11 protein-coding genes and 1 riboswitch are annotated in these 15844 nt (G+C 72.8%); of the genes, 7 read left to right on the plus strand and 4 right to left on the minus strand.

The window, feature by feature from the left end:
* Positions 1-115 precede the first annotated feature (115 nt).
* Positions 116-1372 (minus strand): cellulase family glycosylhydrolase, encoded by a 1257-nt coding sequence (locus tag ACFWE2_RS10035; RefSeq protein WP_377224073.1) that lies wholly within the window; start codon positions 1370-1372, stop codon positions 116-118.
* A gap of 229 nt (positions 1373-1601) precedes the next feature.
* Here ACFWE2_RS10035 and cofG point away from each other — a divergent pair, with 229 nt between their 5' ends.
* Together cofG and ACFWE2_RS10045 are read left to right on the plus strand one after the other, a co-directional pair.
* Positions 1602-4010, plus strand: a complete 2409-nt coding sequence (gene cofG, locus ACFWE2_RS10040; RefSeq protein ID WP_377224074.1) for a 7,8-didemethyl-8-hydroxy-5-deazariboflavin synthase CofG — start codon at positions 1602-1604, stop codon at positions 4008-4010.
* Complete coding sequence (locus ACFWE2_RS10045) at positions 4007-5482, plus strand: flavin-containing monooxygenase (RefSeq protein ID WP_377224075.1); 1476 nt, start codon at positions 4007-4009, stop codon at positions 5480-5482. Before cofG ends, ACFWE2_RS10045 begins: the two co-directional genes overlap by 4 nt.
* Before the next feature lie 308 nt (positions 5483-5790).
* Here ACFWE2_RS10045 and ACFWE2_RS10050 read toward each other — a convergent pair whose 3' ends face one another.
* The 3 genes from ACFWE2_RS10050 to ACFWE2_RS10060 are packed head-to-tail and all read right to left on the minus strand — an operon-like array spanning position 5791 to position 9880.
* Complete coding sequence (locus ACFWE2_RS10050; RefSeq protein WP_377224076.1) at positions 5791-6453, minus strand: response regulator; 663 nt, start codon at positions 6451-6453, stop codon at positions 5791-5793.
* Positions 6450-7805, minus strand: coding sequence for a sensor histidine kinase (locus tag ACFWE2_RS10055; protein WP_377224077.1), 1356 nt, complete (start codon positions 7803-7805; stop codon positions 6450-6452). Before ACFWE2_RS10055 ends, ACFWE2_RS10050 begins: the two co-directional genes overlap by 4 nt.
* Before the next feature lie 2 nt (positions 7806-7807).
* Positions 7808-9880 (minus strand): serine hydrolase, encoded by a 2073-nt coding sequence (locus ACFWE2_RS10060; RefSeq protein ID WP_377224078.1) that lies wholly within the window; start codon positions 9878-9880, stop codon positions 7808-7810.
* Between the two features lie 340 nt (positions 9881-10220).
* Here ACFWE2_RS10060 and ACFWE2_RS10065 point away from each other — a divergent pair, with 340 nt between their 5' ends.
* The 5 genes from ACFWE2_RS10065 to ACFWE2_RS10085 all read left to right on the plus strand — a co-directional run bounded on the left by ACFWE2_RS10065 (position 10221) and on the right by ACFWE2_RS10085 (position 15829).
* On the plus strand, positions 10221-11567 hold the full coding sequence (locus ACFWE2_RS10065; RefSeq protein ID WP_377224079.1) for an FAD-binding oxidoreductase: 1347 nt from the start codon (positions 10221-10223) through the stop codon (positions 11565-11567).
* Between the two features lie 153 nt (positions 11568-11720).
* A riboswitch (cyclic di-AMP (ydaO/yuaA leader) is annotated at positions 11721-11873 on the plus strand.
* Complete coding sequence (locus ACFWE2_RS10070; RefSeq protein WP_377224080.1) at positions 11873-12628, plus strand: C40 family peptidase; 756 nt, start codon at positions 11873-11875, stop codon at positions 12626-12628. Its footprint overlaps the riboswitch before it by 1 nt.
* 190 nt (positions 12629-12818) lie before the next feature.
* Positions 12819-14243 carry a purine-cytosine permease family protein gene (locus ACFWE2_RS10075; protein ID WP_377224081.1) on the plus strand — a complete coding sequence of 475 codons (1425 nt, stop codon included), beginning with the start codon at positions 12819-12821 and terminating at the stop codon, positions 14241-14243.
* On the plus strand, positions 14240-14836 hold the full coding sequence (locus tag ACFWE2_RS10080) for a cysteine hydrolase family protein (RefSeq protein ID WP_377224082.1): 597 nt from the start codon (positions 14240-14242) through the stop codon (positions 14834-14836). Before ACFWE2_RS10075 ends, ACFWE2_RS10080 begins: the two co-directional genes overlap by 4 nt.
* 99 nt (positions 14837-14935) lie before the next feature.
* The gene (locus ACFWE2_RS10085) at positions 14936-15829 is read left to right on the plus strand and encodes an SMP-30/gluconolactonase/LRE family protein (protein WP_377224083.1); all 894 of its coding nucleotides are present in this window, start codon (positions 14936-14938) and stop codon (positions 15827-15829) included.
* Positions 15830-15844: the final 15 nt, after the last annotated feature.

A 15844-nucleotide genomic window follows, 5' to 3' on the forward strand; every position in this document is an offset into this window, starting at 1 on the left:
GCCGAACTGTTCGGCTGAGGCGAACTACACGGGCCTGAGGTGATCGAAGTTCAGCAGACCCGGCGCCCCCTCATCGGGTCTACCTTGCTACGCGCCGCCCGGCAGCAGAGCCGGTCTAGAAGTCGTCCGCCGTCCGGATCCGGTCCCGGATCCAGCGCCCGGCCTCCTTCAGGTTCCCTGTGCCGAAGGAGCCGCTGTTGCACGATCCCTGGGTGAGTACCGCACCGGAGCGGTGGTCGTCGGAGAAGTTCCAGTTCACCCAGCTGATCTTCTTCGACGCCGCCAGGTCGAGGTACCGCTGCGACATGGCGAAGTCGTTGGCGCCCTCACCCGCGTAGTCCTGGGTGCCGAACTCGGTGATGAACACGGGTATCCGGTCCGCGGCCCGGGAGAGCGCGTTCAGGTAGTCCTGCCCGTGCGACGCAGCGTAGAAGTGGAACGTGTACATCACGTTCGACGCGTTGACCGGGTTGTTCACCACCTCGGACTCGTTGGAGCCGTCGGAGACGCCGAGCGAGGACCACGCCCGCGTGCCGAGCAGGATGACGGCGTCCGGGTCCTTCGCACGGACCACTGGGACGATCTGCTCGTGGTAGCTCTTGATCGTCTGCCAGGACACGCCGTTGGGCTCGTTCGCGACCTCGTAGATGATGTTGTTCTTGCCGTTGTTCCGCTCGGCGATGGCCGTGAAGAAGGTCTTGGCCCGCTGCAGGTTGAAGTGGGGGTCGCCCGGGTCGAGCATGTGCCAGTCGACGATCGCGTACAGGCCGCGCGCCGTGAGCATGTCGATGTAGCGGTTCACCAGAGCGGTGAACCGTGCGGGGTCGGTCTCGTAGCCGTCCTCCTGCACGTAGGTGGAGATCCGCACGACGTCCGCGTTCCAGTCGTACGCGAGGGTGTCGAGCGAACCGTCCGTGATGCACTGGGAGTACCACTGGGTGCCGTGCGTGCTCATCCCGCGCAGCTGGATCCGCTTGCCCTGCGCGTTGCACAGGCCCACGCCGCACACCCTGAGCTGGCCGTTCGCCGCGACCGGCGTGCCTGCCTCCGGAGCCGGGTCGGTCGGCGTCGGCTCGGGAGCTGGGCCTTCGTCGCACGTGCCGCTGAGGGTCCAGAGCGTCGGGGTCGACGCCGGGTCCCAGCCCGCACCCGGGTGGGCGGTGTGCGCCTGTGTCGCGGTGTAGATGCGGCCCTCGTAGGTGACCTGCTGTCCGGCGCGGTAGCTCGTACCCTCGGCCCAGGTCGGTGCGGAGCACTCGCTCACGGCGGCTGTGACGGCTGTGGCGGGCAGAAGAGGGACGAGGGCCGTTCCTAGCGCCAGCATCGCGGCAGTGGCGACTGCGACGACGATCGGGGCGCGGCGGGAGACCATGATGGGACCACCTCAGTTCGTCTGTTGATCCGGAGCAGGTCGCGGCTACGCTGCCGGCCTGCTGGTCGCCAAGACGCTAGCAAGGTGGGTCGTCGGGTGATATCGGGGATTTCCACACCGTGACCGAGCGCACTACGGGATGACGGACGGACCGCGCTGCCCGATGACATAGTGTCGGCCCGTCCCCTCCGGACCATCCCGATCCGGTTCCCGCACCCGAGGTGGGCCCATGACTGTTCCCCTGACCCTGCGCATGCCTCCGAGCGCCGCTGACCAGCCGCAGGCCCCGGACCGCACGGTCCTGGAGGCGGCGCTCGGCCGCCTGGAGGACGGCGGCGGCAGCGTGCCCGACCGGGCGGACGCCGAGGTGCTCCTGCACGCCCGCGGCGCCGACCTGGACCGGCTCCTCGCGGTCGCGAGCACGATGCGCGACACCGGCCTGGCGGAGGCCGGCCGGCCCGGCGTCATCACGTACTCACGCAAGGTGTTCGTCCCGCTGACCCACCTGTGCCAGGACCGGTGCCACTACTGCATCTTCGTCCAGTCGCCGGGCAAGCTCGCGAAGGCCGGCATCTCGCCCTACATGGAGGCCGACGCCGTCCTGGAGGTCGCCCGGCAGGGTGCGGAGCTGGGCTGCAAGGAGGCCCTGCTGACGCTCGGCGACCGCCCGGAGAACCGCTGGCCGGTGGCCCGGCAGTGGCTCGACGACCACGGATACGCCTCGACGCTCGAGTACGTGGGCCACATGGCCCAGCTGATCCTGGACGAGACCGGGCTGCTCCCGCACCTCAACCCCGGCGTCATGTCGTGGGCGGAGCTGCAGCGGCTCAAGCCGGTGGGCCCGTCGATGGGCATGATGCTCGAGACCACCTCCTCGCGGCTGTGGACCGAGAAAGGCGAGGCGCACTTCGGCTCCCCTGACAAGGATCCCGCCCTCAGGCTGCGCGTGATCGACGACGCCGGCCGGTCCCGCATCCCGTTCACGACGGGCGTGCTGCTCGGTATCGGCGAGAACTACGCCGAGCGTGTGGACTCGATCCTGGCCCTGCGTGACGCGCACGCCAGGCACGGTCACCTGCAGGAGGTGATCGTGCAGAACTTCCGCGCCAAGTCGGCCACCGCGATGATGGGTGCGGAGGACCTGGAGACCCAGGAGTACGCGGCCGCCGTCGCCGTGACCAGGGTGCTGCTCGGTCCGGGCATGCGCGTGCAGGCCCCGCCCAACCTGACCGACGCCGCCGAGCTCCAGCTCCTGGTGCGCGCCGGCATCGACGACTGGGGCGGCGTCAGCCCGCTCACCCCCGACCACGTGAACCCCGAGCGGCCCTGGCCGCACATCGAGGACCTGGCGCGGCTCACCGCCGAGGGCGGGTACACGCTGCGCGAACGCCTCACCGCGCACCCGCACTACCTGCGCGAGGCCCGGGACGGCGCGGACTGGCTGGACGACCGCCTCCGCCCCCGCGTCCTGGCCCTGGCGGACGACTACGGCCTGGCCCGCCAGGACGCCCTCCTGGGCGCCTTCCCCGCCTCCACCCCGGCCCCGTTGAGTGCTGGGTATTTGCGCGTTTCCGACCCGTCCGGCCACAAAAAGCCAGCACTCAACAACGGGGGGCGGCTGGGTGGGTTGCTTGCCGACGTCGCCGGCGATCCTGACGGGGTCGACGACGCCGCCTGGGTCGAGCTGCTGGGTGCCGACGGCTCTGACCTCGAGGAGCTCGCCGCGCTGGCCGACCAGGTGCGGCGCGCGCGCGTCGGCGACGCCGTCACCTACGCCGTGAACCGGAACATCGACGGCTCGCTGGGCCTGGCCCCCGAGCAGGTCGAGGAGCTGGCGAAGGAGGCCGTCGCGCTCGGCGCCACAGAGGTGTGCGCGCAGGGCGTGCCGCCGACGTCGGCGGGCGCGGACGGCTACCTCGACCTGGCCCGCGCCGTGAAGCGAGGCGGACCCGGCCTGCACCTGCATGCCTTCCGTCCCGCCGAGCTCGCCGACGGCGCCGCCCGCGCCGGGCTCTCCCTGCCCGACTGGCTGACGGCGCTGCGCGAGGCCGGTGTCGACACCGTGCCGGGTACGGGCGCCCGCATCCTCGACGACCGGGTCCGGGACCTGCTCACGGGCGGCACCGACATCCCGGCCGAGCGTTGGGTGGAGCTCGTGACCGCCGCGCACACCGCCGGCCTGCGGTCGACCGCGACGATCGTGTACGGGCACGTCGAGTCGGCGCGCGACCAGGTGCGCCACCTGAGGGCGCTGGCCCGCGTGCAGGACACGACCGGCGGGTTCACCGAGCTGATCCCGATGCCCTGGCTGGCCTCGGAGTCGCCGGTGCCGGTGGCCGGCGCCCGCGCGGCGACCCTGCGCGAGAGCCGCGCCCTGCACGCCGTCGCGCGACTCATGCTCGACGGGCGGATCGACCACGTGCAGGCCGCCTGGACCAAGCTCGGCATGCGCGGTGCTCAGCGCATGCTCGCGGGCGGCGCGGACGACCTCGGCGGCGTGCTGCTCGACGGTGTGCTGGACCCCGGCGCCGGCCCCGAGCAGGGCCGGGAGCTGACCGTCGCGGACGTGACGCGGCTCGCCGCCGTGCTGGGCCGGCCCGTCCGCCAGCGCACGACCACGTACGAGCAGGTGGGGTGACGGGCACGAACACCAGGCCCGGAACGGCCACCGAGGTGGACGTCGCTGTGGTGGGTGCGGGGCTCGCCGGCGTGGGCCTCGGCGCCCGGCTGCGCCGTGCCGGGCGCACGGGCTTCGCGATCCTGGAACGGGCCGACGACGTCGGCGGGACCTGGCGCGACAACGTCTACCCTGGCGTCGCGTGCGACATCCCGAGCGCGCTCTACTCCTACTCGTTCCTGCCCCAGCCCGCCTGGTCGCGGGTGTTCGCGCCCGGCGCAGAGATCCACGAGTACGTGCGCGACGTCGCACGGTCCGAGGGGCTGATCCCCCACCTACGCCTCGGCACCGAGCTCACCGACGCACGCTGGCACGAGGACGACGCCGCATGGCACCTGACGACGTCGCGGGGTCCTTTCACCGCCCGGGTCCTGGTGACGGCGGTCGGACGGCTCAGCGAGCCCCGCGTGCCGGACCTCCCCGGGCTCGGCACGTTCCCCGGCCGCGTGTTCCACTCCGCACGCTGGGACCGCGACCTGCCCGCCGGGCTCCGGGTCGGCGTCGTCGGCACCGGCGCGAGCGCCGTCCAGCTCGTGCCGGAGCTGGCCCGCCGGGCGGAGTCCGTCGTCGTGCTGCAGCGCACGCCGCCCTGGGTGCTGCCGCGCGGCGACCGGGCCTACGCACCCGGCGAGGTCCGGCCCGAGCGAGCGGCGCTCGCCGAGGAGGCCGACCGCCTGTTCGACGCGCGCATCGCCGGCACGGCCGCGGAGGCCGAGCTGCGGGCACGGGCGGAGGCCCACCTGCGCACCCAGGTGCCGGATCCCGCGCTGCGCGCACTCCTCACGCCCGACTACGCCGTTGGCTGCAAGCGCGCCCTGTTCAGCGACGAGTGGTACCCGGCGCTGCAGCAGCCGCACGTCACGCTGGAGCCGGGCCCACCGGTAGCGGTCGAGGGCTCGACGCTCGTCGCGGCGTCGGGCGCGCGGTACGACCTCGACGTGCTCGTGCTGGCCACGGGGTTCGAGACGACCCGGCCGCCGTTCGCCGACCTGGTCGCGGGCCGCGGCGGACAGACGCTCGCCGAGCACTGGTCCGGCGGCATGACGAGCCACGCCTCGACGGTCGTGCACGGCTTCCCGAACCTCTTCGTGCTCGACGGCCCCAACGCGGGGCTCGGCCACCACTCGGCCCTCGAGGTGATCGAGGCGCAGATCAGTTACGTGCTCGGCGCGCTCGACCACCAGGACCAGGCGGGCGGGCCGCTCGAGGTGTCGGCGGCGGCCGAAACCGCCTACACGCGCGAGATCGACGAGCGCGCTGCGGGGACCGTGTGGCTGCGCGGCGGCTGCCGGAGCTGGTACGTGGACGAACGCTCCGGGCGCCTCACGCTCCTGTGGCCGGGTCGGGCCGCGGAGTACCGCGAACGGTTCGGGGTCTTCGACCCGGCCCCGTTCGCACGCGACGGCGCGACCGTCGGCTGCCCGCCCGGATAGGCCGACGCCACCGGCGGCGGGGCGCGGGCCGCTGGGCGGAGCGACGGGGCGGCGGCGATCGGGCATGGGCCACCCGGCAGCCGCAACTGGGCCAGGGCGAGCGGCAAGGTATATCCCTGTGGTGGGTGCCAGGTCCGCTGAACTGTGTTCGGCTGAGCCTCGAGTTTGCGGCCTGGGCTGAACAGTTCAGCTCACGTGAACTCGGCGTGGCCGAGGCGAACGCAGTTCAGCGGACCTGGCACCCACCACAGGGGTCTACCTTGCCCCGCGGACCATCCCCCGGAGTGCCGGCCCCTGGAGATGAGACGTCAGCCCGGGGCGAGCCCGTTCTGGTAGGCCCACACCACGGTCTGCAGGCGGTCACGCGTGCCGACCTTGGCCATGGCGCGGCCGAGGTGCGACTTCACGGTGCTCGTCTCCACGACGAGCTCGCGCGCGATCTCCGCGTTCGACAGCCCGCGGGCGAGGTGCCGCACGATCTCGGCCTCGCGCGCCGTGAGCTGCGCCGCGATGTCCGACGCCGACTCGGGCGGGGCCTTGCGGCGGGCGAACTCGGCGATCACGCGGCGGGTCACCGCCTGATCGATGAGGCCGTGGCCGTCGGCGAGCCGGCGGACGGCGTCGATCAGCTCCTCGGGCTCGCAGTCCTTGAGGATGAACCCGCCGGCCCCTGCCTCCAGGGCACCGAACACGTACTCGTCGAGATCGAAGGTGGTCACGACGAGCACCGCGGGTGCGGTCCCGCCCGAGGCGGCGTCGGCCACGATCTCGCGGGTCGCCGCGAGGCCGTCACCGCCCGGCATGCGCACGTCCATGCAGACGACGTCGGGGCTGTGCCGGCGGGCGAGCTCCACCGCCGCCGGCCCGTTCGAGGCCTCTGCGACCACCTCGATGTCGTCGGCCTGCTCCAGGAGGAACCGGAACCCCGCCCGGACCACCGCCTGGTCGTCGACGAGCAAGACCCTGATCATTCCTGTCCTCCGGTGCTCGTGGGCTCGTGGTGCAGCGGCAGCGTCAGCAGCACGCGCCACCCGCCGGACGGCGTCGCACCGGTCGTCAGTGTCGCCCCGACGAGGTGCGCGCGCTCCCCCATGCCGATGAGGCCCATGCCCTGCCGTGTCGAGACCTGCCGTGTCGAGACCTGCCGCGTCGAGACCTGCCGCGTCGGGTTCGTCGGGGCGCCCCCCGCAGCGGGTGCGTTGACGACCTTGAGGGAGACCTCCCGCTCCGCGAACCGCACGACCATCCGCACGGGCGCGCCGGGTGCGTGCTGGCGGGCGTTCGACAGCGACTCCTGGGCCACCCGGTAGAACGCCGCGTCCGCGATGGGCGCGAGGGTACGCGCCCTGCCCTCGCGGACCAGCTCGACGGTGTCGCCGAGCGTGCGCGCGGTGCGGACCAGCCCGTCGAGCGCGTCGAGCCCGGGCGGGGGCGCGTCGTGCCCGTCGTCGTCGACGCTCGGGCGTTCACGGAGGACCCCGACGATCAGGCGGAGGCTGTCCAGCGTCTCCTTGCCCTGTCCGCGGATCCAGGCGGTGCCGGCCTTGGCGGCCTCGGGGTCGGTGTCGATCTGCCGCGCCACGGCGGCGGCCTGGACCACGAGGCCGGAGAGGTGGTGCGCCGCGACGTCGTGCAGCTCGCGAGCCATGCGGGAACGTTCGGCGAAGATCGCGGCCTGGGTGGTCGCGCGCTGCGTCCGCATCAGCTCCTCGGCCCGGAGGCGGAGCAGCTCGACGTAACGGCGGCGGGTCGCCACCGCCCCGCCGACCAGAGCGCTGACCACGTAGGTGCCGATCCCGGCCGCGAGATGGTTCGCGGCCGGCAGCAGCAGGCCGTTCCCGGACACGAGGGCCGTCCCCGCCGCCGCCACGACCCCGACCGGCACCGCAGCGCCTGTGACCACCAGGGCCCGGCGGGCGGGCAGCAGCGTTCCGACCGTGTAGCCGGCGATGACCTGCGGTATGCCGCCGACCGACAGGTCGGGGGGCGACACGGCAATGACGAGCACCTGAACGGCCACGACGAGGCCCAGGCAGAGGACCGGACGGGTCCGGCGCAGGACCAGCGGCAGCGCCTGGGCGCACGTGGCGACCGCGAGCAGCACGCCCTGCGCCGGACCGATCGTCAGGTCCTCCGCCTCCAGCACGTACTGGAAGAGCACCACCAGCAGGCCGGCGGTCAGCAGGGTGACGACCGCGGCCAGCAGTGCGTCCTGCGCCGGCCGGGTGGTCACGCCGAGCCGGGTCAGCAGGGTCTCCAGCCTGCCGACGCGCGGCGGGACGGGAACGCCGTCGTACACCGCTGGGCCGTCCGTCGTGAGCATCATCAGTACGATACAGACGGCGCCAGCAGGCGGAACTCGACGGCGAACCAGGCGGTCCCGGCCAGGGCGAGCAGCACGAGCACCGCGCCGAGGATCCTGCGCCAGCCGTGCCGGTGCCGGACGGCGCCGACCACCTGGAGCGCGGCCGGGACGATGCCCAGCACGCCGAGGCCCTGGACCACCTGGAGCTGGCGCAGCGAGAACTCGGAGACGTCCTCCAGGCTCATCACGGTGAGCACCGTGGCCGTCCAGCCGCCGAGGGCGAGCACCGCGCAGACCGTCGCGATGTTGGTGAGCAGCCTGACCACGCGGCCGGAGCGCTCCGGGTGGAGACGCACGGCCCGCTCGGAGCCGGACGCCGAGCCCGGCGCCGACCCGGGAACCGACCGCCGCCGGACCCGCCGCGTGATCGCACCGACCGGCCACGCGACGGCCGCCACGAGCAGGATCAGCGCGGACACGCCGAGCACGGGGAGCGCCACCGCCTGGGCGCGTTCCGGCTGGGCGGGCAGCAGGGTGAAGGCCCCCTCGACGCCGATCGCCTCGACCTTGCCGTCTGCGACCCGCATGGCGATCACGCGCTGGCCGTCGACCTCACGCCAGACCCACGGCTCGATCTCCTCGTACAGGGCAGGCGAGTCGCTGAGGGGACCCGGCGTGATCAGGAGGCGGCCGTCGGCCCGCGCGGTGAGCTGCGTGGCGCTGAACGCCTCCAGCGAGGCGAGGAACGTGCTGTGCATGCCGCGCGAGGCGACGTAGCTGCCCTCGGCGATCGCGGCGTGCTCCTTGGCGGTCGCGTCGTCGACCGTGCCGGCCGCCGGGGCGGACTCCGCCGGGAAGTAGCGGTCGGTGAAGCCGTGCAGCACGGCGTCGCGCAGCTCGAGCGTCGCGAGACCGCTGTCGCCCGTGCTGTTGAACGAGACGAAGATCCCAGTGCGCTCCTCCGGGTAAAGCTGCAGGTGGGAGTGGAAGTAGTTGGTGTCGCCGCCGTGGCCGATGATCCAGCGCCCGTTGCGGCTCTCGTCGAAGAACCCGAGCGTCATCCGTGGGGACGCCGCGAGGTTGCCCAGCGAACTCTCGTCCAGCGCGGGGGCATGCATCAGGTCGAGGGTCCCTGGCTCCAGGATCGCACCCGTGCCGGGCTCGCCGAGCTGGGCCAGCATGAAGCGCGCCATGTCGGGTGCCGAGGCGGTCAGGGCACCGGCCGGCGGCGTCCCCACTATCTCGAACGGGCCCGGGGCGTCCGCCGACGTGGCGTAGCCCTTCGACATCCGGTCGCGCAGCGCTTCGGGCAGCGGCTGCTCGAAGGTCGACGACGTCATGCCGGCCGGCGTGAGGATGTTCCGCTCGACGTACTCCTCGAACGGCACACCGCTCACGCGCTCGACGATGTACCCGGCCAGCGAGTTGCCGTAGTTCGAGTAGGCGGGGACGGTGCCGGGCTCGTAGACCTGCTCCGGTGGGTCCTGCGCCAGCTCGTCCCGGAGCACCGGCGAGACGGAGCCCGAGCCGATGAGGCCACCGAGCCGCTCCTCGAAGCCCGCGGTGTGCGTGAGCAGGTGGCGCATGGTGATCGGCCCGTCGAAGGACCGCGGGACGTCGAAGTCGAGGTACTCCGCGATATCGGTGTCGAGGTCGACGTCGCCGCTCTCGACGAGCTGCATCGCGGCGGTGGCGGTGAACAGCTTGGAGACCGAACCGGGGCGGAACAGCGTGCTCTCCGGGTCGACCGGGACCGCCTCACCGCTCGTCGTACCCGTGTCGGCGTAGCCGTAACCGCGGGTGGTGACGACCTTGCCGTCGTCGACCACCGTGACGACGCCGCCCGCGATGCCCGCGTTCTCCAGCGCGGAGGGCAGCAGACCGTCGAGCCAGGCATCGACGTCCGACCGCGTGAGCGGGTGCTCGCCCGGCGGGGCGGAGACGGGCGGGGGCGGCGTCGGTTCGGCGGCGCTCGCGGCGGACGCCGGGACGCCGGCGGCGACGGTGATCGCGAGCGCCCCCACGGCGGCGAGCGCCGCCAGGGTGCGCACGCGGCCGGGCCGCCGGGTGGGTGGTTCATGGGACGGGAACATCGTCGCGCTCCTCGCGTTCGGCGGGTGTTCGGGCTGGTCCGGAGGGCTTTCTTCCGGACGACACCAGCCTGTCGGGCGGGCGGCGGCGGCACATCGCCCGCTGGCACGCACTTGGCTTACGACCTTTGGTGGAGGCGGGCTCCGTCCGACGTCGATGACCATGCACCTGCTGCCGGACCACGGCCTGTTGTGGCAGCAGGTGCATGGTCGATCTGTGGGCAGGCTCCCCCGGACGACGCACGGGCGTGACGGGCGTCACACCGCGCGCTGTCACATCTTCCGGGGCCGGGGAGTCTCCTCCACATCGGGTGCACCGAGCACCCCCTGTGGAAGGAACACCATGACCTCAGCGATCGAGAACCTCCGCCGCGACTTCGGCGGCGACGTCATCGAGCCGGGCGCGGCCGAGTACGAGGCGGTGAGCCGCGCGAAGCTGGTCGCGGGCAGCCCGGCCTTCGTCCTGCGCCCCAAGACGGTCGGTGACGTGCAGACGGCGGTCCGGTTCGCCGTCGGATCCGGGCTGACGCTCTCCGTGCGCGGCGGCGGCCACAGCTTTCCAGGCTTCGGCACCAACGACGGCGGCATCGTGATCGACCTGAGCGCTCTCGCCGACGTCGAGGTGATCGACGCGGACCGCCATCTCGTCCGGGTCGGCGGCGGCGCGACCTGGGGCCAGGTGGCCGAGGCGCTGGCGCCGCACGGCCTCGCGATCTCCTCCGGTGACACCAGGAGCGTCGGGGTCGGCGGGCTGACCCTGAGCGGTGGCATCGGCTGGAAGGTCCGCAAGCACGGCCTGACCCTCGACCACCTGGCGGCCGCGCAGCTCGTCACCGCCGACGGCGCGGTCGTGCCCGCGAGCGCGGAGGAGAACCCCGAGCTGTTCTGGGCGATCCGCGGGGGCGGCGGCAATCTCGGCGTCGTGACCTCCTTCGAGTTCGTGGCCCACCCGACGACGGAGGTCTTCTTCGGCAAGATCACGTTCCCCGCCGCTGAGACCGCCGTCGTGCTCCAGGGCTGGGCGGACCACCTCCGCACGGCGCCCGACGAGCTGACCTCCATCGCGAACCTGGCCAACCCGTTCGCGGGCGGCCCTGAGGCACCGCTCGAGATCCACGTGGCGTTCGACGGCGACGACCCGGAGCTCGCGGCCGGCGCGCTCGACCCGATCCGCCGGCTCGGGACGGTGCTGGAGGACGACGTCGCTCCGCACGCCTACGCCGACATCCTCGTGGAGGGCGCCGCACTGCCGCCGGGTCTCGAGCTGCTGGGCCACAGCGGCTTCGTCGAGCGGGAGTCGGTGTCCGACGCGCTGCGGATCCTCGCCGAGGTCGGGACGTCGGCGGGTGCGCCGTCGATAGCGATCCGCAGCGTGGGCGGTGCGGTGTCACGGGTCCCGGCCGATGCGACGGCGTACGCGCACCGCGGGGCGGAGCTGCTGGTCGCGACGGTGGCCGGCGGCCCGAAGCCGGTGGTCGAGGCCGCCCGTCCTGGCCTCGCCGCGATCTGGGCCAGGCTCGCCCCGCACGTCAACGGTGCGTACTCGAACTTCCTCGGGACGACCACGGCGGACGACGTCGCGGCGGTCTATCCGGCGGCGACCTACGAGCGACTTGCGGCAATCAAGCGGCAGTACGACCCGAGCAACCTGTTCGCCCGGAATCACAACGTTCCGCCCGCGGCGGAGTGACCTACCTCATAGGGACAATTCGGGTCAAGTAGGACGCGAACTACCCCGTCAGCCGTGATGCGATTGTGACTTTGCGGCCGACCGGGGTTAGCGTCACTCCGGTTCGCGGGAAGTCCGCGGGCACTCGAGGCGGGCGCCGAGCCCTGTCACCGCCCCGAGACTGCACAGAACACGGACAGGGACGGGGGAACCACGTAAGCGGGCACCGACGGTGTCCTTGGGGTGAAGCCGCACGAGCAGTACGCGGCCGGGTCATTCTCCGATCCGAATCCGACAGCTCACCTCGTAGGCGTCAGGAGAAGCTCTTGAGTACTCGCACGCCTGGGCGCCACCGTGCTGCCCGCAGACCGATCACCCCGCTGACTCCCCTCTCCCGTGCCGCGGCGCGGGGCATCTCGGGTGCCGCCCGCCGCGGCGCGCTCGTCGTCGCCGGTTCCGGCCTGGCCGTCTCCCTGCTCAGCGCTCCCGCGGACGCCGCGCCCGTTGCCGACAACAGCCCGTCCACCGCCGAGCTGGACATCCTGAACAAGACGTCGCAGGGCTCGGTCGCCGGGGCCGCGGTCGTCGAGGCAGTGAACACCGCGCCCGCCGTGCAGGTGGCCGCCGACAGCAAGTTCACGCTGGAGACGGGCACCATCAAGGTGACACCCGCCCCCGAGCCCGAGCCGGAGCCGGTCGTCGAGGAGGTCGTCGAGACCGCCGCGGCCGTCCAGGAGACCGTCCCGGCCGCCGCCAACGACATCGTCTCCATCGCCCGGCAGTACATCGGTGTGCCGTACGTCTGGGCAGGCTCGACGCCCGCCGGCTTCGACTGCTCCGGGTTCACCTCGTACGTCTACGCCCAGGTCGGCATCGACCTGCCGCGCACCTCCTCGGAGCAGCGCTACGCGGGCACCGTGGTGTCCGCGGCCGAGGCGCAGCCCGGTGACCTCATCTGGACCCCCGGCCACATCGCCATCTACGCGGGCAACGGCATGCAGATCGAGGCGCCGGTTCCCGGCCAGACCGTGCACGAGTCGCAGATCTGGCAGGACAGCCCGACCTTCATCCGCGTCGGCTGAGGCTGAGCCGGAGGCGCAGCGCATGGTGCGGGCCGAGGAACGAGGCACGCGCCCGTAGCGGAGCCACAGGCTCAGGCGACGTGAGCAGAGCCTGAGCCGGAGCCCCGCACCACCCGCCGCATCACGAGGACCCGCACCGACACGGTGCGGGTCCTCGTGCGTGTCAGAGGCAGGTGGCAGGATCGCCACCATGAGCGTCCCCACGGCGGTCGAGACCAACGCCCTCAACACCATCGACGAGTCCGAGCGGCGCGGCTCGCCACGCAACCTGTTCTGGCCCTGGTTCGGGGCCAACGTGTCCGTGCTCGGGCTCGGTTACGGCTCCTACCTGCTCGGCTTCGGTGTCTCGTTCTGGCAGGCGACGGTGGTCGGCGCCGTCGGCATCGTCGTGTCGTTCCTCTTCTGCGGGTTCATCTCGCTGGCCGGCAAGCGCGGTTCGGCGCCCACCATGGTGCTGTCCCGCGCGGCGTTCGGGGTGCGCGGCAACAAGCTGCCCTCCCTGCTGTCGTGGATCCTCACCGTCGGCTGGGAGACGGTGCTCGTGGCCCTGGCCACGCTCGCGACCTCGACCGTGCTGGGGGCGCTCGGCTGGGGCGGCGGAACCGTCACCAAGATCGTTGCCCTCGTGGTCGTGGCGGGCATCGTGGTGGCCGCCGGCGTCTTCGGGTTCGACCTCGTGATGCGGCTGCAGGTCGTCATCACCGTCCTGACCGCCGTGCTCACCGTCGTCTACATCATCCTGGTGGCCGACCACGTCGACTGGGCCACCGTCGCCGCGCTCCCCGCGGGCGGCGCGCCACAGGTGATCGGCGGTCTGGTGTTCATGATGACCGGGTTCGGCCTGGGCTGGGTCAACATGGCCGCCGACTACTCGCGCTACCTGCCCCGCTCCGCCTCCGGCCCGCGGATCGTCGGCTGGACCACCCTGGGCGCCTCGCTGGCCCCCGTGGTGCTGCTCGTCTTCGGCCTGCTGCTCGCGGGCTCCGACCCCGACCTGAACGCGGCGATCGGCGCCGACCCGATCGGCGCCCTGTCCACGCTCCTGCCCACGTGGTTCCTCGTCCCGTTCGTCGTGGTCGCCCTGGCCGGGCTGATCGGCGGTGCGGCGCTCGACATCTACTCCTCGGGCCTCGCCCTGCTCTCCCTGGGCCTGCCCGCCCCGCGCTGGGTCGCCGCCGCCATCGACGGCGGGCTCATGGTGATCGGCGCGATCTACGTCGTGTTCGTCGCGGACTCGTTCATCGGCCCCTTCCAGGGCTTCCTCATCACGCTCGGCGTGCCGGTCGCCGCCTGGTGCGGCGTGCTGCTCGCCGACATCCTGCTGCGCCGCCGCGACTACACCGACGCCGACCTGTACGACGCCGCAGGCCGGTACGGGTCCGTCAACTGGTCCGCCGTGGCGCTCGTGCTGGGCGGCACCGCCGTCGGCTGGGGCCTCGTGACCAACACCTACGCCCCGTGGCTCGCCTGGCAGGGGTACCTGCTGGGCCCGCTCGGCGGCATCGACGGGGACTGGGCGTTCGCCAACCTGGGCGTGCTGGTCGCCCTGGCCCTCGGCTTCTTCGGCACGCTCCTGCTCACCGCGCGCACCGTCCGCCGCCAGGAGGAGCGGTGAGCGACGGCGCAGCGGCCGCCGCCGCGCCGCCCGGGCCCGACGCCGCACTGGTCGTCATCGACATGCAGGACGTCTTCGCGCGCCCGCCCAGCCCGTGGGCCTCCCCCGACTATCCCGCAGCGCTCGCCGGAACCCGCCGCCTGCTCCCCGCCTTCGCGGGTCGCACGGTGCTCACCAGGTACATCGCCCCCACGGTGCCCGACGGCGCCTGGCGCGCCTACTTCGAGCAGTGGCCGTTCGCGCTCGTCCCCGAGGACGACCCGCTCTACGAGATCACCGACCTGGCCGACGTCGCGGACGCCGGGGCGCCCGTCGTCACGCTCCCCACGTTCGGCAAGTGGGGCCCGGACCTGGCAGCCGCGACGCACGACGCCGGCACGCTCGTGCTCGCCGGCGTCGCGACGGACTGCTGCGTGATCTCGACGGCGCTCGCCGCCGCCGACGCGGGCCGCCGCGTGCTCGTGGTCGACGACGCCTGCGCCGGCTCGACACCGGAGAACCACGAGCGCGCGCTGGACCTCATGCGGCTCTACGCGCCGCTGATCGAGGTCACGACGACGCAGGCCGTGCTGGCCACGGTCCTACCGGGCTAGCCGGTCAGCAGGAGCGCGCTGCTGCTCCCGCCCGCGACCGCGGGCCACCGACAGGACAAGACCGACCTACCGACCGACCGACCGACGAGGGAGTCAGGCGTGACAGCGACCAGGATCCGTGCCCAGTGGGAGCACCACGACGAGCGGTTCTCCCCCGTCCGCGGGGACCGGTTCGTCGAGGTGCTGTACGACGGCGGGAGCTGGCTCGAGGGTCCCGCCTACTCGGCGGCCTGGCGCACGGTGCTCTTCAGCGACATCCCGAGCGACCGGGTCCTGTCCTGGGACGAGGCGACCGGCGCCGTCGGCGTCTGGCGCAGCCCGGGCGGGTACGCGAACGGCCGCACGATCGACCGCGCGGGCCGGATGCTCCAGTGCGAGCACGGGTCCCGGTCGGTGACCCGCACCGAGCCCGACGGCACCGTGACCGTGCTCGCGGACCGCTGGGCGGGCAAACGGTTCAACAGCCCCAACGACCTGGTCGAGCACAGCAGCGGCAGCGTCTGGTTCACCGACCCCGCGTACGGCATCGACAGCGACTACGAGGGCTACCAGGCCACGCCGGAGATCGACGGCTGTCACGTCTACCGCCGCGACCTCGACGGTTCGGTCGCCCGGGTCACCGACGACTTCGCGCGCCCCAACGGCCTGGCGTTCTCCGCGGACGAGCGGAGCCTGTACGTCACGGACACCGAGCGCAGGCACCTGCGCCGCTTCGACGTCGGCCCGGATCTGTCGCTGTCCGGCGGCGAGGTGTTCGCCACCTGCGACGCGGGCGGTTTCGACGGCATCCGGGTCGACGACGGAGGCCGACTCTGGGCCGCCGCCGCCGACGGCCTGCACTGCTTCGACCCGGACGGCACCCTGCTCGGGAAGCTGCTGCTGCCCGAGGTCTGCTCGAACCTGACGTTCGGCGGACCGAAGCGCAACATGCTGTTCGTGACGGCGACGCACATGCTGCTGTCGATCCGCCTGACCGTGACGGGTCTCCGGTAGACCCGGGGGACGTGG

The sequence above is a fragment of the Promicromonospora sp. NPDC060271 genome, from assembly GCF_042726755.1.
Lineage (GTDB): Bacteria > Actinomycetota > Actinomycetes > Actinomycetales > Cellulomonadaceae > Promicromonospora.

Coding starts and splice junctions, on each gene's coding strand:
- ACFWE2_RS10035 (WP_377224073.1), bottom strand. CDS start 1,372: ATGGTCTCCCGCCGCGCCCCGATCGTCGTCGCAGTCGCCACTGCCGCG.
- cofG (WP_377224074.1), top strand. CDS start 1,602: ATGACTGTTCCCCTGACCCTGCGCATGCCTCCGAGCGCCGCTGACCAG.
- ACFWE2_RS10050 (WP_377224076.1), bottom strand. CDS start 6,453: ATGATCAGGGTCTTGCTCGTCGACGACCAGGCGGTGGTCCGGGCGGGG.
- ACFWE2_RS10055 (WP_377224077.1), bottom strand. CDS start 7,805: ATGCTCACGACGGACGGCCCAGCGGTGTACGACGGCGTTCCCGTCCCG.
- ACFWE2_RS10060 (WP_377224078.1), bottom strand. CDS start 9,880: ATGTTCCCGTCCCATGAACCACCCACCCGGCGGCCCGGCCGCGTGCGC.
- ACFWE2_RS10065 (WP_377224079.1), top strand. CDS start 10,221: ATGACCTCAGCGATCGAGAACCTCCGCCGCGACTTCGGCGGCGACGTC.
- ACFWE2_RS10075 (WP_377224081.1), top strand. CDS start 12,819: ATGAGCGTCCCCACGGCGGTCGAGACCAACGCCCTCAACACCATCGAC.